This is a genomic window from Pseudomonas sp. (assembly GCF_035277045.1).
Classification (GTDB): domain Bacteria; phylum Pseudomonadota; class Gammaproteobacteria; order Pseudomonadales; family Pseudomonadaceae; genus Aquipseudomonas.
In genome coordinates this window covers 1-24,371 of record NZ_DATELE010000014.1, presented here as the reverse complement: position 1 = coordinate 24,371, position 24,371 = coordinate 1, and the positions used below count along the sequence as shown (strand labels likewise).

Annotated in this window: 15 protein-coding genes; 10 read left to right on the top strand and 5 right to left on the bottom strand. The window is 64.7% G+C overall.

The window, feature by feature from the left end:
- Both zwf and gnd read right to left on the bottom strand, forming a co-directional pair.
- A partial coding sequence (gene zwf, locus VJS90_RS00540; protein ID WP_324118079.1) for a glucose-6-phosphate dehydrogenase occupies positions 1-1,423 on the bottom strand: 1,423 nt, incomplete at its 3' end.
- Positions 1,420-2,400: a phosphogluconate dehydrogenase (NAD(+)-dependent, decarboxylating) gene (gene gnd, locus VJS90_RS00535; RefSeq protein WP_324118077.1), complete on the bottom strand. Its 981-nt coding sequence runs from the start codon at positions 2,398-2,400 to the stop codon at positions 1,420-1,422. The genes gnd and zwf, both read right to left, overlap by 4 nt.
- 214 nt (positions 2,401-2,614) lie before the next feature.
- Here gnd and VJS90_RS00530 point away from each other — a divergent pair, with 214 nt between their 5' ends.
- From VJS90_RS00530 to VJS90_RS00485, 10 genes are all read left to right on the top strand, one after another.
- On the top strand, positions 2,615-2,785 hold the full coding sequence (locus tag VJS90_RS00530; protein ID WP_324118075.1) for a DUF6026 family protein: 171 nt from the start codon (positions 2,615-2,617) through the stop codon (positions 2,783-2,785).
- 179 nt (positions 2,786-2,964) lie between these two features.
- Complete coding sequence (locus tag VJS90_RS00525) at positions 2,965-3,357, top strand: DUF4440 domain-containing protein (protein ID WP_324118073.1); 393 nt, start codon at positions 2,965-2,967, stop codon at positions 3,355-3,357.
- A 363-nt stretch (positions 3,358-3,720) separates the two neighbouring features.
- The gene (glgA, locus tag VJS90_RS00520) at positions 3,721-5,280 is read left to right on the top strand and encodes a glycogen synthase GlgA (protein ID WP_324118071.1); all 1,560 of its coding nucleotides are present in this window, start codon (positions 3,721-3,723) and stop codon (positions 5,278-5,280) included.
- Between the two features lie 14 nt (positions 5,281-5,294).
- Positions 5,295-7,046: a malto-oligosyltrehalose trehalohydrolase gene (gene treZ, locus VJS90_RS00515; protein WP_324118069.1), complete on the top strand. Its 1,752-nt coding sequence runs from the start codon at positions 5,295-5,297 to the stop codon at positions 7,044-7,046.
- Positions 7,043-9,115: a 4-alpha-glucanotransferase gene (malQ, locus tag VJS90_RS00510; protein WP_324118068.1), complete on the top strand. Its 2,073-nt coding sequence runs from the start codon at positions 7,043-7,045 to the stop codon at positions 9,113-9,115. Before treZ ends, malQ begins: the two co-directional genes overlap by 4 nt.
- Complete coding sequence (locus VJS90_RS00505; RefSeq protein WP_324118067.1) at positions 9,112-11,886, top strand: malto-oligosyltrehalose synthase; 2,775 nt, start codon at positions 9,112-9,114, stop codon at positions 11,884-11,886. Before malQ ends, VJS90_RS00505 begins: the two co-directional genes overlap by 4 nt.
- Positions 11,887-11,906: 20 nt before the next feature.
- Entirely contained in the window at positions 11,907-12,188 is a 282-nt protein-coding gene (locus VJS90_RS00500) for a DUF2934 domain-containing protein (protein ID WP_324118065.1), read from the top strand.
- Positions 12,189-12,323: 135 nt separating this feature from the next.
- A complete protein-coding gene (gene glgX, locus VJS90_RS00495) occupies positions 12,324-14,480 on the top strand; it encodes a glycogen debranching protein GlgX (RefSeq protein ID WP_324118063.1) in 2,157 nt (718 codons plus the stop codon).
- 65 nt (positions 14,481-14,545) lie between these two features.
- Positions 14,546-15,340 carry an endonuclease/exonuclease/phosphatase family protein gene (locus tag VJS90_RS00490; RefSeq protein WP_324118061.1) on the top strand — a complete coding sequence of 265 codons (795 nt, stop codon included), beginning with the start codon at positions 14,546-14,548 and terminating at the stop codon, positions 15,338-15,340.
- Positions 15,341-15,652: 312 nt separating this feature from the next.
- Positions 15,653-16,729 carry an autotransporter outer membrane beta-barrel domain-containing protein gene (locus VJS90_RS00485; protein ID WP_324118058.1) on the top strand — a complete coding sequence of 359 codons (1,077 nt, stop codon included), beginning with the start codon at positions 15,653-15,655 and terminating at the stop codon, positions 16,727-16,729.
- A gap of 64 nt (positions 16,730-16,793) precedes the next feature.
- Here the strand turns inward: VJS90_RS00485 and glgB are convergent, their stop codons facing one another.
- Genes glgB through VJS90_RS00470 form a run of 3 tightly spaced genes read right to left on the bottom strand, consistent with a single transcriptional unit; the run spans position 16,794 to position 24,348 of the window.
- Entirely contained in the window at positions 16,794-19,004 is a 2,211-nt protein-coding gene (glgB, locus tag VJS90_RS00480) for a 1,4-alpha-glucan branching protein GlgB (protein ID WP_324118055.1), read from the bottom strand.
- Positions 19,005-22,316 (bottom strand): maltose alpha-D-glucosyltransferase, encoded by a 3,312-nt coding sequence (gene treS / locus VJS90_RS00475; protein ID WP_324118053.1) that lies wholly within the window; start codon positions 22,314-22,316, stop codon positions 19,005-19,007.
- Between the two features lie 13 nt (positions 22,317-22,329).
- Positions 22,330-24,348, bottom strand: a complete 2,019-nt coding sequence (locus tag VJS90_RS00470) for an alpha-1,4-glucan--maltose-1-phosphate maltosyltransferase (protein WP_324118051.1) — start codon at positions 24,346-24,348, stop codon at positions 22,330-22,332.
- Between the last annotated feature and the right edge of the window lie 23 nt (positions 24,349-24,371).

Below are 24,371 nucleotides of genomic sequence, written 5' to 3'. Positions count from 1 at the left end.
AGCTGTGCACTTCGCCGTCCGCGGCCCAGGCATCGAGGAACGGCTGCACGGCACGCCAGCCATTCTCGATGTTGTCAGCACGCTGGAACAGTGTCTGGTCGCCCGTGAGGCAGTCGTAGATGAGCGTCTCGTAGCCGGTGGACGGGGTCATCTCGAAGAAGTCCTTGTAGGCAAAGCCCAGCTGGACGTTCTCCATCACCAGGTCCGGCCCGGGCCGCTTGGCCTGCGGGTCGAACCACATGCCCTCGTTGGGCTGGATCTGGATCTTCAGGTAGTTGGGCTTGGGCCGCTCGGCGTCCGACTCACGGAATTGCGCATAGGGCGCCGGCTTGAAGCAGATGGCGATCTCGGTGTCGCGCACGCTCATGCGCTTGCCGGTGCGCAGGTAGAACGGCATCCCCACCCAGCGCCAGTTGTCGATCATCACCTTGAGCGCGACGTAGGTTTCGGTCTGGCTCTGCGGGTCGACCTTGGGCTCCTCGCGGTAACCTGGCACCTGCTTCGCACCTTGCTGGCCAGCCACATACTGGCCGCGAACGGAATTTTTCAGCGCCATGTTGCGCGACAACGGGCGGATGGCGCCAATCACCTTGGCCTTTTCGCTGCGCACGGCGTCGGCCGCAAAGGCCGCTGGCGGCTCCATGGCAACCATCGCCAGCAGCTGGAACAGGTGGTTGGGCACCATGTCGCGCAGGGCGCCGGTGCTGTCATAGAACGCGCCACGCCCCTCGACACCCACGGTTTCGGCGGCGGTGATCTGCACGTGGTCGATGTAGTGATTGTTCCAGAACGACTCGAACAGCCCGTTGGAAAAGCGGCTGACCAGGATGTTCTGCACTGTCTCCTTGCCCAGGTAATGGTCGATGCGATAGATCTGGCGTTCGTGCATCACCTTGAGCAGGCAGGCATTGAGCGCCTCGGCGCTCGCAAGGTCGGTGCCGAAGGGTTTTTCGATGACCACGCGCCGAAAACGGCCCTCCGATTCATCCAGCAGCCCCGCAGCGCCCAGGCGCTGCACGACTTCAGGAAAGAACCGCGGCGAGGTCGCGAGGTAGAACACCGCGTTTTCGGTCGCCGACTGGTCGATGTACTGACCAATGTCTTCATAGGTCGTGGTGTCGAGAAAGTCCCCGGTGAGGTAGTCCAGACCGGTGGCCACGCGCGCCCAGAGCTGGTCGTCGAAGTGGCTGGCGCCTTCACCGCCCTTGTCACGCTCACGCATGAAGGCTTCCAGGCGCTCGGCGAATTCGCCGGCGCTGGCCTGGTTATGATCGACGCCGACGATGCGCAGGTTCTTGTCGAGCAAGCCATCGCGGCTGAGATTGTACAACGCCGGCATCAGCAACCGTTTGACCAGGTCGCCGTTAGCGCCGAAGAGGAATAGGGTGCAAGGAGGCGCTGCCTCGATGGTGGTCTTCTTCATTCGCGCTTCTCGACGTGGCCACCGAAGCCGAGCCGCATCGCCGACAGCAGCTTGTCGCCGTAGGTGCCTTCCTGCTGGCGCGAGCGAAAGCGCGCGAACAAGGCGCTTGAAAGCACCGGCACCGGCACCGCCTGCTCCACGGCCGCATCGATGGTCCAGCGCCCTTCGCCGCTGTCCGACACCGAACCGCTGAAATCGGCAAGCTGCGGGTCGGCCACCAGAGCATCGGCCGTGAGGTCGAGCAACCAGGAGGTCACCACGCTGCCGCGACGCCAGACTTCGGCGATTTCTCCCAGGTTCAGGTCGAACCGCTGGTCAGCCGGCAGGCCGTCGCCACCTTTGCTGCGCAGCAGGTCGAAGCCTTCGGCGTAAGCCTGCATCAGCCCGTATTCGATACCGTTGTGCACCATCTTCACGTAGTGACCGGCGCCAGGCGGGCCGGCATGGATGTAGCCCTGCTCGGCACGCTCGGGAGTGCCGCTGCGCCCACGGGTGCGGGGAATGTCGCCGACGCCTGGGGCCAGCGCCGCGAACAGCGGCTCCAGGCGCTCGAAGACCTCCTGCTCGCCGCCGATCATCATGCAGTAGCCGCGGTCCAGCCCCCACACGCCGCCCGAGGTGCCGACGTCCATGTAGTGCAGCTCGCGCTGGGCCAGCTGCGCGGCGCGGCGGATGTCGTCCTTGTAGAAGGTGTTACCACCGTCGATGATCACATCGCCCGGCGCGAGCAGGTCGGCCAGCTGCGCGATGGTCTGCTCGGTAGGCTCGCCGGCCGGCAACATGACCCAGACCGCACGCGGCGCTTCAAGCTTCTGTACCAGCGCCCCCAGGTCATGGGCACCCACCGCGCCTTCGCCGACCAGGGTGGTGACCGCCTCATGGTTACGGTCATGGACCACGGTCCGGTGCCCGGCCCGCATCAGCCGTCTTGAGATATTGCCGCCCATGCGGCCCAGCCCGACGATTCCCAATTGCATGAGCCGATGCTCCCTTTATAAATGAATGAAACGCGTTTCCTGGTTTTACCGCGCGCTTTTGAGGTTAGTCCAGCGTACCCGTCCATGGTTCAGCGACGAACGGCATGACAACCATAAACAAAAAAGTTCCCATGCCTTTAAAAAGAATTCAGAATCGCCGCCGTCCAAGCGGTCTACGCTTGTAAATGTCACAAGCCAATTGCGAGGTGTGCAAATGGGAACCCTGATGCGAGCTGCCCCCGTCCAGACCCTCTACGTCACTGTGCGCCGTGATGAGCTGCGCCGTCTGCAGCAAGAGCGCGACCAGCTGCAACAGCAAGTCGACAGCCTCAGCCTGATGCTCGCCAACGCCCGTGGCAGCGATAAAACCGACCTGCGCCGCTGACTCCTCTGATACCCCGCCCAGCGCAGCCTGTCTAGCCTGCGCTCGGGCAGCCGCCACCCCGGCGACTGCACTGCGAGGTACATCCTATGAAAACGGCTGGATCCTGGCTTCTTTTGGCCTTGAGCGCGCTTGCAGCGTCCGCACAGGCAGCGCCACCCCTGTCAGCGTCTGCTCAGGCAATGATCACACAGTGCCGGGCTGCCGACGAGGCAGAAATCCTGGCGCTGTTCGAGCAGTGGAACCGTCACCTGCTACGTGCGGACCCGGCCGGCGTCGCCGGCCTGTATGCGCCAGATGCGATTCTTCTGCCGACCCTCTCGGCAGAGCCTCGCCTGACAACCGCTGAGCGCATTGATTACTTTCGCCACTTCCTGGCCGACCGCCCGAGCGGCACGCTGGACACCTACAAGGCCAGCATCGGCTGCAACACGGCCACACTCGACGGCCTGTATACCTTCGAATTCGCCGCCACCGGCCAGCGCCTGGCCGCGCGCTACTCGTTCGCCTACCGCTGGGATGGCCATGGCTGGCTGATCAGCAGCCATCACTCCTCCCTACTCCCGCCCGCCTGACACCTCCCCCCGGCGACGGTTCCGTTGGTCACCTGACTAAAATGACCAACGGGTCACATTTTTATCGCCAGCTCTTCTACACTCAATTTCGACCCGTCGAACCTGCCGAAAGCCCCGACTGCAAATAGTCGAAACTTTTCAATGGCTCAGCGGGTCAGCAAAGAAGTAGGCCACGCGACAGGACTTCCTGGCCAGGCCCACCCACCCCATCCGCAAGCATGCCGTCGACCCTTGGGCCGGATCGCGCAGTGGCTGCGTGTGCAGACAACGGGGTGTGTGCAATACGCAATCAATAGAGAGAAAACCAACACGATGTAATGCAGAGGGTGTCAGCACCCGCACCATAGGGACGGAGAGAGAAGTATGATCAGTGCCGCTGTCGAACCTCATGTAGAGCTTTTCAATCCGAATACCCGCGAGCCGCAAGTGCCGGACTTCGCGACGACAGTCAAGGCACCGGGCACCCAGCACCGCCCAGGCTCGCAGAAGCGCAAGGTACTGTTCGTTACGTCCGAAATCGCCGATCTGGTCAAGACCGGCGGCCTGGGCGATGTTTCCTCCGCCTTGCCCAAGGCCATGCGCCAGTTGCACGATGTCCGGGTGCTGATCCCGGGTTATCCGCAAGTTCTGGACAGCGACAGTCCGATTCATATCGTCGGCGAACTGCCCGGCCATGCCGCTCTGCCGGCCTGCAAGATCGGCCGGATGGACCTCACGGACGGCCTGGTGATCTATGTCCTGATCTGCCCGGAGCTCTACCAGCGCGAAGGCACCCCTTATGGCGCCAACAACGGCCGCGACTGGCCGGACAACCACATCCGCTTTGCCCGCCTGGGCCTGGCCGCGGCGGAAATCGCCGCTGGCGAAGGCATGGTCCACTGGACCCCCGAGCTGGTGCATGCCCACGACTGGCCAGCAGGCCTGGCCCCGGCCTACATGCACTGGCGCGGCCTGAGCACCCCTACTCTCTTCACCATCCACAACCTGGCCTACCAGGGCGTCTATAGCCGTGGCAGCTGCCCTGAGCTCGCCATTCCCGCTCACGCCCTGCAACAGGAAGGCATGGAGTTCTACGGCAAGCTGTCCTACCTCAAGGCCGGCCTGGCCTATTCCAGCCATATCACCACGGTGAGCGCGACCTACGCCCAGGAGATCACCACCCCGGACTTCGGCTGCGGGCTGGACGGATTCCTTGGCAGCAAGGCCCAGCAGGGCCTGCTCAGCGGTATTCCCAACGGCATCGATGAAAGCTGGGACTCGGCCACCGACAAGCACCTGGTCCACAACTTCAGCATCAATGACTGGGAAGGCAAGGCACGCAACGCCCAACAGGTGCGCGAGCTGTTCGAGCTCGAACCTTCCTCGGGCCCACTGTTCGCCGTGGTATCGCGGCTGGTCTACCAGAAAGGCCTCGACCTGACCCTGGGCGTTGCCGAGTACATCGTCAACCAAGGTGGGCAGATCGCGATCATCGGCCGCGGCGAGCCGGAAGAAGAACAGGCCATGCGCGACCTGGCGCTGCGTCACCCAGGCAAGATCGGCGTGCGCATCGGCTTCAACGAAACCGATGCCCGGCGCATGTTCGCCGGCAGCGACTTCCTGCTCATGCCATCGCGCTACGAGCCTTGCGGCCTCAGCCAGATGTACGCCCAGCGTTTCGGATCGCTCCCGGTAGCGCGCAATACCGGTGGACTGGCCGACACCATCGAGAATGGCGTCACCGGCTTCCTCTTCGATGAATCCACCGTCGACAGCTACCGCGAAGCGCTCAGCCGGGCGTTCTATGTGCATGCCAAGAAAGACCTGCTCAATGCCATGCGCTGCCTGTCCATGACGCAGCCCTTCAACTGGTGCCAGGCGGTGGAACCCTACGCCCGGCTGTACGAAGAACTGGTGCAACAGGCCCAATACGCGCGTTACTGATAGAGGTGCCGACGATGCTCCAGCATGGCGTACAGATGATTGACGCCACGTCGGCGCGCTTCGCCCTCTGGGCGCCGGATGCGCGCAGCGTGACGTTGAGGATTGCAGGGCAACCAGTGATCGAGCTCCTGCCAGTGGACGGCGAGGACGGCTGGTACAGCGGACTTGCCCCCTGCCAGGCCGGCGATCGCTACCGTTTTGTGATTGATGATGACCTTGAGATCGCCGACCCGGCTTCGCGCTACCAGCCTGAAGGCGTCCACGGCCCAAGCCAGGTGGTCGACCTCGGCGATTATCAATGGCAGCACGACTGGCAAGGCCGTCCGTGGCATGAGGCGGTCATCCAGGAGCTGCATGTCGGCGTGCTGGGCGGCTATCAGGGCGTTGCCGCCCGGTTGCCCCAGCTGGCCGGTCTCGGGATCAGCGCCATCGAGCTGATGCCCGTCAACGCCTTTCCCGGTGAGCGTAACTGGGGTTACGACGGCGTCCTGCCCTACGCGCCGCAACACAGCTACGGCAGCCCCCGCGAGCTTTGCGCGCTGGTCGACGAGGCGCACGGGCATGGCCTGATGGTCATGCTCGACGTGGTCTACAACCACTTCGGCCCTGACGGCAACTTCCTGCATGCCTACGCCAGCCCCTTCTTCCGCGAAGACCGGCAGACCCCCTGGGGCGCGGCCATCGATTTTCGCCGTCCGGAGGTACGCGAGTACTTCATCCAGAATGCCTTGATGTGGATCCGCGACTACCACATCGACGGTTTGCGCCTCGATGCCGTGCATGCCATCAACGACCCGAGCTTTCTGGTCGAGCTGGCCGAGCGGGTGCGCAAGGCCGTGGCGCCTGGACGCCAGGTGTGGCTGGTGCTGGAAAACGAGCACAACCAGGCGTTCCTGCTCGACAAGGGTATCGATGCCCAGTGGAACGATGACGGCCATAACGCCCTGCATGTGCTGTTGACCGGCGAAGTGCAAGGCTATTACGAGGACTACAAGGACGCGCCCATCGAGAAACTGGCGCGCTGCCTGGGCGAAGGCTTTGTCTTCCAGGGCCAGCTGAACCGCCATGGTGAACCCCGTGGCGAGCCCAGCGGCCATCTGCAGCCGGCCTCCTTCGTGCTGTTCCTGCAGAACCACGACCAGATCGGCAACCGCGCCTTCGGCGAGCGCCTGACCCGGTTGTGCCCGCCTGAGGCGCTTCGCGCGGCGACCACGCTGCTGCTGCTCAGCCCGATGATCCCCCTGCTGTTCATGGGCGATGAAAGCGGCAGCCGCCAACCGTTCCTGTTCTTTACCGATTTCCATGACGAGCTGGCCGACGCCGTGCGCGAGGGCCGCCGCGGTGAATTCGCAAGCTTTGCCGCGTTTGCCGAGCCCGAGCAGCGCGAACGCATTCCCGACCCCAATGCCGTTTCCACTTTCGAGGCGTCGCATCCGGGTGAAGACCTTGAACAGGCAAGAACCTGGCAGGCGCTGTACCGGCAATTGCTGGCCCTGCGTCGTGAACATGTGATTCCGGTACTGCCAGGCACCCGCCCGCTGGGCGCCAAGGTGCTGGGTGAGAAGGCCGTGAGCGCCCGCTGGCGCCTGGGCAACGGGCAGATCCTGCGGATCGACCTGAACCTGGGCGATGAGCCGCAACCTGTCGATCTTCCGGCGCGTGAGCACTGGCTGTTCGACAGTGCCGAGACCGGCCACACCGACACCGAACTGGCACCGCGCAGCTGCGTGGCCAGTCTGATTTCACCGAGCCAGGAGGCCCAATGAGCCAACAGCCCTTGCATTACCTGGCTGCCAAGGCCGGCATCGCCCGTGACTGGATCGACGCCAACGGCCGCCCGCAACAGGTCGAGGACGCGGTGTTGCGCCAAGTGCTCGAAGGCCTCGGCCATCCTGCCAAGGATGACGACGCCATCGCTGCCAGCATCGAGGCACTGGAAGAGGCGCACGATGCCAACCACCTGCCCCCTCTGCTGACTTGCGAGGCCGGCAAGCCCTTGACCTTGCGCACCTATTTCACTGCCGGCAGCGAAGGCCGCGTCACGCTCGAGGATGGCAGCCAGCGCGACCTGCGGCTGGATGACCAGGCCCGTTTGCCGGGTGACCTGCCGATCGGCTATCACCAGATCAGCCTCGATGAACAGCACTTCACCCTGGCCGTCGCCCCGGCCCGGTGCCACGGCCTGGCCGACAGCGCGCAGCAGGACACCCCCCGCTGCTGGGGCCTGAGCGCGCAGCTGTATAGCCTGCGGCGTCCCGGAGACGGCGGCTACGGCGACTGCATGGCACTGGAGAAGCTGGCGCGCGGCGCCGCCGAGCGCGGGGCCGATGCGCTGGCCATCAGCCCGATGCATGCCCTGGCTTCGGCAGGACAGGAGCACTACAGCCCCTATTCACCGTCCAGCCGCTTGCTGCTCAACACCCTCTATGCCAGCCCTGAAGCCGTGCTGGGCGAGCGGGCCGTGCGCATGGCCGTCGAAGCCTGCGCCCTGCAGGATACCTTCAACGCCTTGCAGCGCCTGCCGCTGGTCGACTGGGGCCATGCCGCCGAGGCTCACGCGCAATTGCTGCGCGCGCTGTACCAGGATTTCGCCAACGGCGACCATCCGCAACGCGTGGACTTCGACAGTTTCCGCGCCGCGGGCGGTGAAGCGCTAGAGCACCACTGCCGCTTCGAGGTGCTGCAGGCCCACGCCGTGGCCGAAGGACTGGGCGGTGACTGGCGCGACTGGCCATCCGCCTGGCAGAACCCTCACAGCCCCGACATCGAAGCCTTTGCCCAGGCCAGCGCCGATGCGGTCGAATTCCATGTCTTCTGCCAATGGCTGACCGAGCGCAGCCTGCAACGCGCTCAGCTTGCCGCCCGTAGCAACGGCATGGCCGTGGGCCTGATCGCCGACCTTGCCGTGGGCGCGGACGGCGCCGGCAGCCAGGCCTGGAGCCGGCAGGACGAACTGCTCGCCGGGCTCACCGTCGGCGCGCCACCCGATATCCTCAATCGCCATGGCCAGGACTGGGGAATTTGCGGTTTTTCCCCCGAAGGCCTGCGCCGCAACGGCTACCGGGCGTTCATCGAGATGCTGCGCGCCAACTTCGCCCACGCCGGCGGCTTGCGCATCGACCACGTCATGGGCCTGCAGCGCCTGTGGCTGATTCCCCAGGGCGCAAAGCCGGGCGACGGGGCCTATGTCCAGTACCCCCTGCAAGACCTGCTGCGCCTGCTGGCCCTGGAGTCCGTTCGCCACAAGGCCATCGTGCTCGGCGAGGACCTGGGCACGGTGCCCGAGGGCCTGCGCGAGAAACTGGCGAAAAAAGCCGTGCTAGGCATGCGCGTGCTGCCCTTCGAACAAGACCCGCCAGGGCATTTCCTGCCGATTCCCGAGTGGCCCGACACTGCCTTGGCGACCACCGGCACCCATGACCTGGCGCCACTGGCCGGCTGGCTGCAAGCACGCGACATCGACTGGCAAAGCCGGCTGTTGCTGGTCGACGCCACCACCGAGCGCGAGCTGCGCCATGGCCGCCAGATGGAGGCCCTGGGGCTTCGCCGCACCCTGGAACATGCCTTCAACACCCGGCTCGAAAGCGACGACGCGCTGATCGACGCCGCCATCCGCTACCTCGGGCAGACCCGTGCGCCGCTTGTGCTGGTGCCGCTCGAGGACCTGCTGGGCTGCGACGAGCAACCCAACCTGCCGGGCACCACCGACGGCCACCCCAACTGGCGCCGCCGCTTTGCCCTGGAGGTGGACAAGCTGCTCGACGACAGTGATGCCGCCCGCCGCCTGGAGCTCCTTGCCCAGGCCCGAGAACAAGCCCATGAGCGTGACCGATGAAGCCTTTGACCGCGACCGTACGTCTGCAATTTCACTCTGATTTCACCCTCGATGACGCAGTCCCCCTGGTGCCCTACTTCGCTCGTCTTGGCATAAGCCACCTGTACGCCTCGCCCATCCTCACCGCCCGCGCAGGCTCTCGCCACGGCTACGATGTGGTCGACCCGACCCGGGTCAACCCCGAGCTTGGCGGCGAGCCCGCGCTCGAGCGTCTGGTCGGCGCTTTGCGTCAGCACGGCATGGGGCTGATCCTTGACACCGTGTCCAACCACATGGCCGTTGGCGGTGCCGACAACCCTTGGTGGCAAAGCCTGCTTGCCTGGGGGCGTCGCAGCCCGTACGCCGAATTCTTCGATATCCAGTGGCACTCCAGCGACCCGCTGCTGGCCGGGCAGTTGCTGCTGCCGTTCCTGGGCAACGACTACGGCGCTGCCCTGCAGGCCGGCGAAATCCCGCTGACTTTCGATGCCCGGCAAGGCGTGCTTGAAACCGCCCATTACGAACACCGCTTCCCTATCTGCCCAAGCGACTACGGCTGGATCCTCAGCCAGAGCTGTGATCCGGCGCTGCAGGCGCTGGCCCAGCATTTCACCGCGCTGAACGAATCCGCCGACCCCTTGGCCGATGCGCAGCCCCTGCAGGCCGAACTGGCCCGCCTGGTGGCCGGCGGCGCGGACCTCGATTCCGCCCTGTCGGCCTTCGACAGCCGCGAGGATGCTGGCTTCAAGCGCCTGCACCTGCTGCTGGAGCGCCAGACCTACCGCCTGGCCAGCTGGCGTACCGCCGCCGATGACATCAACTGGCGGCGCTTTTTCGACATCAATGAACTCGGCGGGCTGCGCGTCGAGCGCTCGGTGGTGTTCGAGGCCACCCATGCCAAGCTGTTCGAGCTGATCGAACGTGGCCTGGTCGACGGGCTGCGCATCGACCACATCGACGGCCTGGCCGACCCGCGTGGCTATTGCCGCAAACTGCGCCGCCGGGTCGATCGGCTGCTGCCGAAACGGCCGGTCGACGCGGCGATCGAGCACCTGCCCATCTATGTCGAGAAGATCCTCGGCAGCGGCGAGCAGCTGCATCGGGACTGGCAGGTCGACGGCACCACCGGCTACGAGTTCATGAACCAGGTCTCGTTGCTGCAGCACGATCCCGCCGGGGAAGCGCCGCTGACCGAGCTCTGGAGCACGGTCAGCGAACGTCCCGACTTTGCCGAGGAAGTCCGCGCGGCCCGTCACCTGGTGCTCAATGGCACCCTCGCCGGCGACTTCGAGTCGGTGGCCCAGGCGCTGCTTCAGGTGGCCCGCAACGACCTGATGACCCGCGACCTGACCCTGGGCGCCATCCGCCGCGCGTTGCTGGCGCTGGTCGAGCACTATCCGGTCTATCGCACCTACATCAACGCCTTGGGCCGCCCCGCTGAAGACGAAGGGTTTTTCCAGCATGCCCTGCAGGGTGCGCGGCAACGCCTGAGCGAAAACGACTGGCCGGTGCTCGATCACCTGCAGCGCTGGCTGGGCGGTCAGCCCTGGCGCCAGTTGCCCGTGGGACGGCCGCGCAAGCAACTGCGCCACGCCTGCGTGCGTTTCCAGCAGTTGACGGCCCCCAGCGCGGCCAAGGCCGTGGAGGACACTGCCTTCTACCGCTCGGCTCGCCTGCTTTCACGCAACGACGTCGGCTTCGAGGCCGAGCGCTTCAGCGCAGGGCCCGAGGTGTTCCACAACGAAGCGCAGCGGCGCCTGCGCGATTTCCCGGACAGCTTGCTGGCGACCGCCACCCATGATCACAAGCGTGGCGAAGACTGCCGCGCGCGCCTGGCCGTGCTCAGCGAACGCGGCCCTTGGCTGGCCAGCCGTGTCGAGCACTGGCGTGAACTGGCGGCGCCACTGCGCGAAGCCCTGGAAGACGGCGCGGCGCCCTCGCCCGGTGATGAGCTGTTGCTCTACCAGAACCTGCTTGGCAGCTGGCCGCTGGACCTGCGCGGCGATGACCGCCAAGGCTTGCAGCAGTACGCCGAGCGTATCGGCCAGTGGCAACAGAAAGCCCTGCGCGAAGCCAAACTGCGCAGCAGCTGGAGCGCGCCCAACGAGGCCTACGAGGGGGCCTGCGCCGCATACATCGACGGTATCCTGCTCGACGACCAGAACCAACAGCTGCGCCAGTCGCTGGCCGATGCGGCCGGCGTGATCGCCACCCCCGGCGCGCTCAACGGCCTGGTGCAGGCCATGTTGCGCATGGCGACACCCGGCGTCCCGGACCTGTACCAGGGCGATGAATTCTGGGACCTGAGCCTGGTCGACCCGGACAACCGCCGTCCCGTGGACTACCCAGCCCGGCGCCAGGCGCTGGACGACAGCCTGCCGCTGGCCGAGCTGCTCGGCCACTGGCGCGATGGCCGGGTCAAGCAGGCGCTGATCGCCCGCGTGCTGGACTGTCGCAGGGCGCATCCCGAACTGTGGCGCCGCGGCGACTACCTGCCGCTGAACATAAAGGGGCGCCACGCTGACAAGGTGCTAGCCTTTGCCCGGCTAGGCGAAGGCGAGCGGGCTATCATCATCGTGCCGCGGCTGGCCTCAAGCCTGCTGGGCAATGCACCGATTCCACTTATCCCAGCCCAGAACTGGGAAGACACCCGGCTGATACTGCCGTTTGCCTTGTCACCTGCCAATTGCACGGGACTTTTCGGCGATGCCGCGGTCAGCTCTTCTAGAGAGTTGTCCGTGGGTGCAGCGCTGGCGGAGTTCCCGGTCAACCTGTTGATTGAACATGCCTAATAAGCATCAGGAGCGTCGAAATGAGTGTCGATGATAAGCGTATCCGCGAATTCGCCTACCAGATCTGGGAGTCCGAAGGGCAACCAGAGGGTCAGGAAGAACGCCACTGGGAAATGGCCCGCAAGCTGGCTGAAGCTGAAGCCCTGGCCCCCAAGGCCGCCCCACGCAAGAAGACCGCTGCCAAGCCCAAGGAAGCCGCGGAAACCAAGCTGGCCCCGCAGCCAAGCGTCGCCACCACCCCAGTGGCCAAGCCTGCCGCGGCCAAGAAGCCGCGCGTGAGCCGCAAGCCCGCCGCAACCTGACGGCCCGCGCCTCGGGGGCCCTGCCCCCGACCCCACCGCGCATGGATGCGTGAAACCCAATCTTAACGCTGTCGATTTTTCGGCACGCGGCGGCGAACGCTGCCCTGCTGCTTTACCGGTCAAAGAGAGGATGCCATGACCCCACGCACACCCAAGAAGCCCAATCGCTCCGTAGCCCCTACACGCATTCGCGAAGGCCAGCCCTTCCCCCTCGGTGCCACCTGGGACGGACTGGGGGTGAACTTCGCGCTGTTTTCGGCTAACGCGACCAAAGTCGAGCTGTGCCTGTTCGATGCCAGCGGGGAAAACGAGATCGAGCGCATCGAACTGCCCGAGTACACCGACGAGATCTATCACGGCTACTTGCCTGACGCGCATCCGGGCCTGATCTACGGCTACCGGGTCCATGGCCCATATGAGCCGGAGAACGGCCACCGCTTCAACCCCAACAAGCTCCTTATCGACCCGTACGCCAAGCAGCTGGTCGGCGAGCTCAAATGGTCCGAGGCACTGTTCGGCTACACCATTGGTCATCCGGACGGCGACCTGAGCTTCGACGAGCGTGACAGCGCCCCCTTCGTGCCCAAGTGCAAGGTGATCGACCCTGCCTACACCTGGGGCCGTGACCAGCGGGTGCAGGTACCGTGGGACCGCACCGTGATCTACGAAGCTCATACCCGCGGCATCAGCATGCGCCATCCCTCGGTGCCCGAGGGCAATCGCGGCACCTTCGCCGGCCTGATGAACGACGATCTGCTCAACCACATCAAGGATCTGGGCGTCTCGTCCATCGAGCTGCTGCCAATCCACGCTTTCGTCAACGACCAGCACCTGCTCGAGAAAGGCCTCAACAACTACTGGGGCTACAACAGCATCGCCTTCTTCGCGCCGCACCCGCGCTACCTCGCCAACAACAAGATCGCCGAGTTCAAGGAAATGGTCGCGCACCTGCACCACCATGGCCTGGAGCTGATTCTCGATGTGGTCTACAACCACACCGCCGAGGGCAACGAGCAAGGCCCGACGCTGTCGATGCGCGGCATCGACAATGCCTCGTACTACCGGCTGATGCCCGACGACAAACGCTACTACATCAACGATTCCGGCACGGGCAACACCCTCGACCTCAGCCACCCCTGCGTGCTGCAGCTGGTGACCGACTCGCTGCGCTACTGGGCCGGCGAGATGCATGTCGACGGCTTCCGCTTCGACCTCGCGACCATCCTGGGCCGCTACCACGATGGCTTTGACGAGCGCCACAGCTTTCTCGTCGCCTGCCGCCAGGACCCGCTGCTGAGCCAGGTCAAGCTGATCGCGGAGCCCTGGGACTGCGGCCCAGGCGGCTACCAGGTGGGCAACTTCGCTCCCGGCTGGGCCGAATGGAACGACCGCTTCCGCGACACCGCCCGCGCCTTCTGGAAAGGCGATGAAGGCCAGCTGGCCGACTTCGCCTCGCGCATCACCGCCTCCGGCGAGCTGTTCAACAACCGGGGGCGCAGGCCCTATGCCTCGGTCAACTTCATCACGGCGCACGATGGCTTCACCCTGCGCGACCTGGTGTCGTACAACGACAAGCACAACGAGGACAACGACGAGAACAACCAGGACGGCACCGACAACAACCTGTCCTGGAACTGCGGCGCCGAAGGGCCGACCGAAGATCCGGAAATCGCCGAGCTGCGCATGCGTCAGATGCGCAACCTGTTCGCCACGCTGCTGCTGTCCCAAGGCACGCCGATGATCGTTGCCGGCGACGAATTCAGCCGCACCCAGGATGGCAACAACAACGCCTACTGCCAGGACAGCGAGATCGGCTGGATCAACTGGGACTTCGACGATGAAGGCAAGGCGCTGCTGACCTTCGTCAAGCGCCTGACCAAACTGCGCCTGGAGTATCCCGTGTTGCGCCGCTCGCGCTTCCTGGTCGGCGACTACAACGAGGCGATCGGCGTCAAGGACGTCACCTGGCTGGCCCCCGATGGCAGCGAGATGACCGTGGAGCAATGGCAGGACCCACACGGCCGCTGCCTGGGGATGATCATGGACGGCCGCGCGCAGGTCAGCGGCATCGCCCGCCCAGGCTCAGACGCGACGCTGCTGCTGATCGTCAACGCCCATCACGACACCGTGCCCTTCGTGTTGCCGCCGGTACCCGAGGGCAGCCACTGGAGCTGCCTGATCGACACCGATCGCCCGCAACTGCGCAAGGCCCAGCGCCTGGAGTTCGAGACCGAGTTCGAGGTCACCGGTCGCTCGATGCTGCTGTTCGTGCTGCAGCGCGAGGAGGACTGAGACGCGAGGAACCACGGTGAGGCCTGGCCGGTCCTAATCAGTAACCCCGCCGACCAGGAGTCACCGTGAATTTCGAAGCCGGCAGTCCAGGTTTCGCCGCCGTCAGCAATGCCCCTGCCGTGCACCGGCTCCGGGTGCTGACGGTCAACACCCATAAAGGCTTCACCGCCTTCAACCGCCGCTACATCCTCCCCGAACTGCGTGACGCGGTACGCAGCACCCAGGCCGATATCGTCTTCCTCCAGGAAGTCCTGGGCAGCCACGACCGTCACGCTGCCCGCTATCCCGGGTGGCCGCAGACCTCGCAGTACGAGTTTCTTGCCGACAGCATGTGGAGCGACTTCGCCTACGGGCGCAACGCGGTCTATCCAGATGGCCATCACGGCAACGCCCTGCTGTCCAAGTACCCGATCCTCGAGTACCGCAACCTCGATGTCTCGATCACCGGCCCCGAGCGCCGCGGGCTGTTGCATTGCGTGCTCGACGTGCCCGGCCCACGCAACGTGCATGCCATCTGCGTGCACCTCTCGCTGCTCGAGAGCCATCGGCAGCAGCAGCTCGAGCTGTTGCAGCAGTTGCTCGATGCGCTGCCTGCCGATGAACCGGTGATCATCGCCGGCGATTTCAACGACTGGAAGTTGCACGGCAATCGCACCCTGAGACGCCAGGGCAACCTGCATGAGGTGTTCGAGCGTCATCAGGGTCTGCTGGCCCGGACGTATCCTGCACGGTTGCCGTTGTTGCGGCTGGATCGCATCTACCTGCGCAATGCCGAAAGCTGTTCGCCGCGAATCCTGGGGCATCGGCCCTGGACGCATTTGTCGGATCACCTCCCTCTATCGGTCGAGGTTCATCTTTAGCAATGATTCGGCATAACGAGCCCCCGCGCTATCGCGAAAGGGCTTTTAGACCTATTAACTCATTGATTTTAAAGATATTAGACGCTCGTCGACAGGGTGTATCGCGAGCCTTTCACTTGCTTGACGCAATCACACTCCTCTCCTTATCTACACGGTAACGAATTACAACAAAAACTACGTTCCGGGCCTCTAGCTCGCGTGTTTGCGCGCGTGCAGGGGCCCGGCGCGCTGGTTTATGTCGCCCTCTGATCTTGCCTTACAGCTCGTGACATCAGGCCAGACCTTGGCTGTAAAAATCAGAGGAGAACCGCCATGAAAAAAACGTCGAACCCTGAAAGTCTCGGGTATGTTTTCTGCGCGGTTTCCGCGTCGCTGCTTCTGGCAACCCCGTTGGAGACCCGTGCCCTTGACCTGTCGAATGACGCCCCCTTGGCCAGCCTGTTACAGCAGGAGGCAATGCCGCAACTGTCGCTGGACCCGGTCAGTGCCAGCGGTCTGGGCCTGAGCATGCTCAGCGCCTTTTCCGAGCGCATGGCCGAGCGGCATGGCCAGGGTTCGCCAGACCTTGTCGTCAGCCAGTGGTCGCAGTTCTTCCCCGGTGCGCCAGATCCTGAAGCACCGGTGCCAGCCCAGCTTGAGGCACCCGGGCAGCAGCTGCAGGTCAGCCCGGACCTCTTCGTGCGTGAGACCAGCGGCGGCAATGTGCACCGGGCCGGGATCTTCGTTGGCCAAAGCAACCTGCAGAGCGGCTACAACGGCATGCGGCCACGGCTCGGCGATCGGGACAGGAACGCCGTCAACCTCACTGGCGAAAGCCTGGGGATGTACTGGAGCATGACCCATGACCAGGGCTGGCATGTGGATGCGGTGGCCATGGGCACCCGTTTCGATGTCAATGGCCGCAGCGCGAGCGGGCAGCGGCTCGATGACAGTGGTCATGCGGTGACCTTGTCGGTCGAAGGCGGTTTTCCCATCGGTCTGGGCGCGCACTGGGTGATCGAGCCCCAGGCGCAGTTGATCAACCAGCAATACTATCCGGGCGGCCAGGCGAAGACCGAGACCTTGCAGGCGTTCAACGAGCAGCCTTCATGGACCGGCCGGGTCGGTGCCAGGCTGTCGGCGCGCTACAACGTGCGCGGCATGCCCATCGAACCCTACGTGCGGACCAACGTCTGGTATGACTTCAGCAACGCCGACACGGTGAAGCTTGACGAGGTGGACAAGATCAGCAGCGGGCGGAACTCGGCCACGGTGGAATTGGGGCTGGGACTGGTGGCGCGGTTGACACCCACTGTGGCGATGTTCGTGAGCGCCGATTACAGCAGCGATGTGGATGACAATGACCTGAACGGGTTGATCGGCAGCATGGGGGTGAGGATGCGGTGGTAGGCATCCTGCGGATATCCATCACCGATCCTGCACACCCCCGTGCAGGATCAGCGATGGAAAAACCTTACTCCGGCTTCAGGATCAACACGCCCAGCGGCGGCAGGTTCAATGCCAACGACAACGGCTGTCCGTGGCTGGCGACCTCTTCGCTGGCGACCGTGCCAAAGTTGCCCAGGTTGGAGCCTGCGTAGCTCTCGGCATCGCTGTTGAGCACCTCCTGCCAGCGCTCTCCATACGGCACCCCGATGCGGTAGCCCTCTCGCGGCACGGGGGTGAAGTTGGCCACCACCAGCAACGGCTCGCCCGCATTGCTCCAGCGCAACCAGGCATAGACACTGTTGGTGGCGTCATCGCCGATCAGCCACTGGAAGCCCTGCGGCTTGCAATCCTGGTCGTGCAAGGCCGGCAGCTCGCGGTACAGCCTGTTGAGATCACCGACCAGCTTCTGCACGCCCTTGTGCTCGGGGTACTGCAGCAGGTACCAGTCGAGCTGGCTATCATGGTCCCACTCGCGCCACTGGCCGAACTCACACCCCATGAACAACAGCTTCTTGCCAGGATGGGTCCACATGAAGGCCAGGTAGGCGCGCAGGTTGGCGAACTTCTGCCAGCGATCGCCAGGCATCTTGTCGATCAGCGAATGCTTGCCGTGCACCACTTCGTCGTGGGAGATTGGCAGGATGAAGCGCTCGGAGTAGGCATACATCAAGCCGAAACTCAGCTCGTTGTGGTGATGCGCGCGGTGAATCGGATCGTTCTGGATGTAATGCAAGGTGTCGTGCATCCAGCCCATGTTCCACTTGTAGTTGAACCCCAGGCCACCTTGCTGGGTGGGCTGGCTGACGCCTGGCCAGGCGGTGGACTCCTCGGCGATGATCAGACTGCCCGGGGCCTCCAGCGCCGCCACGTCGTTGAGGTGGCGCAGAAAATCGATGGCTTCCAGGTTCTCGCGCCCGCCATGGCGGTTAGGCACCCACTCACCTGCCTTGCGCGAATAGTCGCGGTAGAGCATCGAGGCGACCGCATCCACGCGCAGGCCGTCGATATGGAAGTGCTTGAGCCAGTGCAACGCCGAGGCCATCATGAAGCCGCGCACTTCGTTGCGCCCCAGGTTGTAGATCAGCGTGTCCCAGTCCTGGTGGAAGCCTTCAAGCGGGTTGGCATATTCATACAGGGCCGTGCCGTCAAAGTTCGCCAGGCCGTGCTCGTCCGTGGGGAAATGCGCGGGCACCCAGTCCAGGATCACGCCGATACCGGCCTGGTGGCAGGCATCGATGAAGGCGGCAAAGTCTTCCGCGGTACCGTAGCGGGCGGTCGGTGCGAACATCGACAAGGGCTGGTAGCCCCAGGAGCCGCCGAAAGGATGCTCCATGATCGGCAGCAGCTCGATGTGGGTGAAGCCCAGCTGCTGGACATAAGGCACCAGGCGATCGGCCAGTTCGCGCCAGTTGTAGAAGCGCGACACCTCACCGGCGTCATCGAGTTCGCATTGCCAGGAACCGGCATGCAGCTCGTAGATCGACAGGGGGGCGGTCAAGGCGTGGCGATCGCCACGCTGTTCCATCCACGCCTGGTCCTGCCACTGATGGCCCAGGGCGCCGGCCACCTTCGAAGCCGTGCTGGGCGGCAACTCGGTGGCACGCGCCAGAGGGTCGGCCTTGAGCGGCAGCACACCGTCACGCCCGAGCACCTCGAACTTGTAGGCCTCACCGACCGCCAGGCGCGGAATGAACAGCTCCCATACCCCGGCATCATGACGCAGGCGCATCGGGTGGCGGCGGCCATCCCAGTTGTTGAAATCGCCGACCACCGAGACGCGCCGGGCGTTGGGCGCCCATACCGAGAAACAGACCCCGTCGACGCCGTCCACCTGGAGCGGCTGGGCACCGAAGCGGCCCGACAGGTCGCGGTGGTTGCCTTCGGCGAACAGGTGAAGGTCCATCTCGCCCAGTTGCGGGCCAAAGCTGTACGGGTCTTCGGTGACCTGCTCGCCGCCGGCCCAGGCGATCTGCAGCAGATAATCCTGAGGTTCGCCCAGGTGACCGGTGAACAGGCCCGGCAACGAACCTTGGTGCAGCTCGACCAACGAATGGCCGCCTTCTCGCGCCAACAGGCGCACGCTCAAGGCATTGGGCAGGAAAGCACGCACAAACACGCCGCCCGCACCATCAGGGTGCGGGCCCAGTACAGCGAACGGGTCGGCGTGTTCGGCGCGGGCCAGGGCGTCTACGTCCCGATGCCGAAGTCCGCCGTTTTCACGCGTTGTTGCATTCATCTATGACTCTCCCCAGGTACTGATCAATCCATGCAGGCCGTGCAGGGGCACGGCCAGCCAGCCAGGCCGGTTTTCGGCTTCGTAAAGTATTTCGTAGGCAGCCTTCTCCAGACAGAACAGCTCCAGCGCGGCACGCTCGCCCTCGGCCTGTTCCCAGGCGTGGGGCATGGCGGCCGTCGCCAGCCCATAGGCCTCGACAAAGGCGTGGCGGGACTGGTGAAGGTAATGCCGGGCAACGCGTTGACGCGCCTGCCGAGCGGCCTCGGACAGGTCTACGGCCGAGGCGCTGCGCAGGATCATCGCTGCAGCATAGTCGAAGGATCGGACCACGCCGGCGACATCCTTGTACGGGCTGTTTTTCGCCCGGCGCTCTTCGAGTGGACGCGCAGGTTCACCCTCGAAATCAATCAGGTAGGCATCGCCTTGCACCACCAGCACCTGGCCCAGGTGCAGGTCGCCATGCACACGCATCAGCAGCCCACCCTGGGCCAGTCCGGCAAGGTTTTCGACATGCCGGGCCAGGCCGTCGCGCTGCTGCTGCAGGTCATCGACCAAGGCCTGGCTTTCGCTGTCGAGGTTCTCGCGGTGCTGCGCCAGAAGATCGAGCGCGTGGCTGAGCTCGGCACTGATCTGACGTCCCCAGCGCTGGCTGTCCTCGGCGCTGCTGGGGTGGGGGGCGAAGGCCGGATCATCGCTCGGCGCGCCAAGCAGCAGGTGCATCTCGCCCAGGCGCTGACCCAGCAGTGCCGCAAAGCCGGTGAGTTCTTCGAGGGCATCGGTATGGGCGGCAGGCTCGCCGTTGCCCGGTTCCATCTCGTCGCGGATCGCGCGTTCCAGGGTGTTCTGGGTCCAGGCCCAGGCATCGCCCTGGTTGCTCAGGAAGCCTTGGGCGATCATCAGCAGATGCGGCTCGCCCTGCCCGTCCACGCGGCTGACCCAGCCAAGCAACGGCGAGATGTTGGCGAAGCCTGCGGCGGTCAGGTAGGCGCTCATCTCGAGCTCAGGGTGGATACCCGGGTTGACCCGCCGGATCAGCTTGAGCACCAGGCTGTTGCCGACCACCACCGAGCTGTTGGACTGCTCGGCGCTCAGGTAACGCACCTCGCTGTCCTCGCCCAGCCCCAGCGTGGCCAACTGCGCCGTGCTTTCGAACCGCAGCTCGCCGGCGTCGCTCGGCAGGCGCGCGCCGTCCTGGCAGGCGCGCAGCACAGCGCGAATGAAGGGCTCGAGCACGAAGGCATCGGTGATCAGGCCGACCTGGCCCCTGCGGCGCACCCGCGCCAGCGCCAACTGCTGAGGCAAGGCGCTGTTGATCTGCTCTTCGCCGATCAGGCCGAACGGCAACTGGTAGTGGCTGACCTGGCCGCCGCCGTGCACTTCGATCTCGCTGAGCAGCACCGGCGTGGTCGAGGTGCCGAAGCGCACGCCATAGCGGATACGCACCTGTTCGATGCGGGCCTCCTTGCCGGCGAACCAGCGCCGCTTGGGCAGGTACTGGGGCAGGACGTTGTCCTGAAGGGTGTCGCAGACGGGGGACTCGAGCAATTCTTCCATACGTTTTTTCAACACCAGGGTGGTGAACTCCGGCAGGCTCTGGGTAGGTTCCACATGCCAGCTGGGCATGCGGTCGCGTGGCGCCAGCACGAACCAGTAGAAACCATAGGGCGGCAAGGTCAGCAGGAACGGTAACTGGCCGATGGGCGGGAAGGCGCTGCCGCCGAGCATCTCGACCGGCACGCTTTCGGCGTACTGTGACAGGTCGAGCTCGGCCGCCTGGGCGGCGCGCGACACGTTGGCCACGCACAGCACGACCTCGGTCTGGCCGTCCGCATCGGTGAATTCGCGCAGGTAGGCGAGGATGCGCCGGTTGCTTGGGGTCAGCATCTTCAGGGTGCCACGGCCAAAGGCCTTCTGCTGCTTGCGCACCGCCAGCAGGCGGCGGTTCCAGTTGAGCAGTGAATGCGGGTCGTGGGACTGGGCCTCGACGTTGACCGCCTGGTAGCCATACAGCGGGTCCATGATCAGCGGCAGCACCAGGCGCTGCGGGTCGGCACGCGAGAAGCCGCCGTTGCGGTCCAGCGACCACTGCATCGGCGTGCGCACACCGTCACGGTCGCCGAGGAAAATGTTGTCGCCCATGCCGATCTCGTCGCCGTAGTACAGGGTCGGCGTGCCGGGCATCGACAGCAGCAGGCTGGTCAACAGTTCGATACGCCGGCGGTCGCGCTGCAGCAGCGGCGCCAGCCGGCGGCGGATGCCAAGGTTGATTCGCGCGCGGCGGTCCTCGGCATAGTAGTTCCAGAGGTAGTCGCGCTCGCGGTCGGTGACCATCTCCAGGGTCAGTTCATCGTGGTTGCGCAGGAAGATCGCCCACTGGCAATTGGCAGGAATCTCCGGCGTCTGGCGCAGGATGTCGGTGATCGGAAAACGGTCTTCCATGGCCAGGGCCATGTACATGCGCGGCATCAGCGGGAAGTGGAAGGCCATGTGGCATTCGTCGCCATCGCCTTCGCCAAAGTACGGCCGGGTATCCTCGGGCCATTGGTTGGCCTCGGCCAGCAGCATGCGGTCGGGGTAGTTGGCATCGATCTCGGCGCGAATGGCCTTGAGCACCCGGTGGGTCTCGGGCAGGTTCTCGTTGTTGGTGCCGTCGCGCTCGATGAGGTACGGGATCGCGTCAAGGCGCAGGCCGTCCACGCCCATGTCGAGCCAGTAGCGCATCACCCGGATGACCGCCTTCATCACTTGCGGGTTGTCGAAGTTCAGGTCGGGCTGGTGCGAGTAGAAGCGGTGCCAGAAATACTGCCCGGCCACCGGGTCCCACGTCCAGTTGGACTTTTCGGTATCGATGAAGATGATCCGTGTGCCGTCGTACTTGTGGTCGTCATCGGACCAGACGTAGAAGTCACGGGCCTTGCTGCCGGGCTTGGCATGGCGTGCCCGCTGGAACCAGGGGTGCTGGTCGGAGGTGTGGTTGATGACCAGCTCGGTGATCACCCGCAGGCCGCGCTTGTGTGCCTCGGCGATGAAGCGCTTGGCGTCGGCCAGGTTGCCGTAGTCGCTGTGCACGGCCTTGTACTCGGCGATGTCATAGCCGTCGTCGCGCCGTGGCGAGGGGTAGAACGGCAACAGCCAGAGCGTGTTGACGCCAAGCTCGGCAATGTAGTCGAGCTTGGCGATCAACCCTGGAAAATCACCGATGCCATCGTTGTTCGAATCGAAGAAGGACTTGACGTGTACCTGGTAGATCACCGCGTCCTTGTACCACAGCGGATCGTCGATGAAAGCTGCCGGACGGGTACGCTTGGCCATGTACGACTCCTTTCTATTGGGCTTTTTCGATACGCCAGATACCGAATGGCTGATTCCAGGGTTCGATGCGCATCCACTGGGTCTTGCCGTGCCAGATCCAGCGGTGGCCGTTCATCAGGTCCTCGCCGTGGGTGTCGGCGTTGTCGTCCAGGCCGAGCTCCCACAGCGGCAGCTCGAAGCTGGCTTCCTGGGCGTTGTGCGCGTCGAGGCTGATGGCGACCAGAATGAAGTTGCTCTTGTCGGCGGTGCGCTTGCCGAAGTAGAGGATGTTGTCGTTCCAGCAGTTGAAGAAGCTCAACCCCAGGTGCGTCTGCAAGGCAGGGTTCTGGCGGCGAATCCGGTTGAGCTGGGCGATCTCGGCGACGATGTTGCCAGGCTGGGTGAAGTCCCGCGGACGGATCTCGTACTTCTCCGAGTCCAGGTATTCTTCCTTGCCCGGCAGCCCTGCCGCCTCGCAGAGCTCGAACCCGGAATACATGCCCCACAGGCCCGATCCCATGGTGGCCAGCGCGGCGCGGATCAGGAAGCCGGCACGGCCGTTGTTCTGCAGGAAGAACGGATTGATGTCGGGGGTGTTGACGAAAAAGTTGGGGCGGTAGCACTGCGACCACGGCGGCTGGTTGAGCTGCTCGAAGTACTCGGTGAGCTCGGCCTTGGTATTGCGCCAGGTGAAATAGGTGTAGCTCTGGGCGTAACCCACCTTGCCCAGGCGGGCCATCATCGCAGGCTTGGTGAAGGCCTCGGCGAGGAAGATCACGTCCGGATGCTTGCTGCGCACGTTGGCGATCATCCATTGCCAGAAGGGCAGCGGCTTGGTGTGGGGGTTGTCGACGCGGAAGGTCTTGACCCCCTCCTCGACCCAGCCGACGATCACGTCGCGCAGGGCCAGCCACAGCGACGGCACGGCATCGGCGGCATAGAAGTCGACGTTGACGATGTCCTGGTATTTCTTCGGCGGGTTCTCGGCGTAGCGGATGGTGCCGTCCGGACGCCAGCTGAACCAGCCGGGGTGCTCGCTCAGCCAAGGGTGATCCTGAGAGCACTGGATGGCGAAATCCAGCGCGATCTCGAGGCCGAACGAGGCGGCGGCGGCGACCAGGCGGCGGAAGTCCTCACGGCTGCCCAGCTCAGGATGGATCGCATCATGCCCGCCCTCGGGGCTGCCGATGGCATACGGGCTGCCAGGATCATCGGGCTGCGCCTGCAGGGAATTGTTGCGCCCCTTGCGATGGCGCGCGCCGATCGGGTGAATCGGCGGGAAATACAGCACGTCGAAACCCATGTCGCGGATCATTGGCAGGCGGTCGTGCACATCGTTGAAGGTGCCATGGCGCGCCGGATCGTCGGTGATCGAACGTGGGAACAGCTCGTACCAGCTGGCGAACAGCGCGCGCTCGCGGTCGACATCCAGGGGCAGTTCGGGACTGCGGGTCAGATAGCTGCGGTGCTCGGCCTCGCTCATCAGCACGGCGGTGTCGGCATGCAGCAGCAGGTTGACCTGGTCCTCGACCGACTGGCCCGGGAGACGCTGCTGCAGGTCAGACAACTGCTCGCGCAGCAGGCCTTCGCTGCGCTCGATGCCCTGGCCGAGCAGCAGCCGGCCCTCTTCGAGCTCCAGCTGCACGCCAACCCCGGCGTGGTGCTTCTTTTCCAGGTCGTGGCAGAAGGTGGCATAGGGATCGATCCAGGCCTCGATGCTGAACAGATGCAGGCCCAGCTCAAGGGGCGTGAACGCGGCTTGCCAGACATCGTTGCCGAGAAACTCCATCGGCACGCAGTGCCAGCGGCGGCTGTGGGCCTGGCGCCAGTTGAGCATGACGCTGAGCTGGTCATGGCCATCGACATAGACCTTGCTGGTCACCTGCACCGGCTGGCCGGCGACGGCCTTGGCCGCGAACTCCCCGGCATCGAGCACCGGCTGGGTACTTTCAATCACGATGCGTGGTGCCAGCAACGCCTGGGACAGGCTTACGGCCTGGTCCGGATGGTCGTTCGCCATGGGCACGCTTTCAAAGGGCTCATTACGGGACATCGAACCTTGCTCCGTTTAGCTTT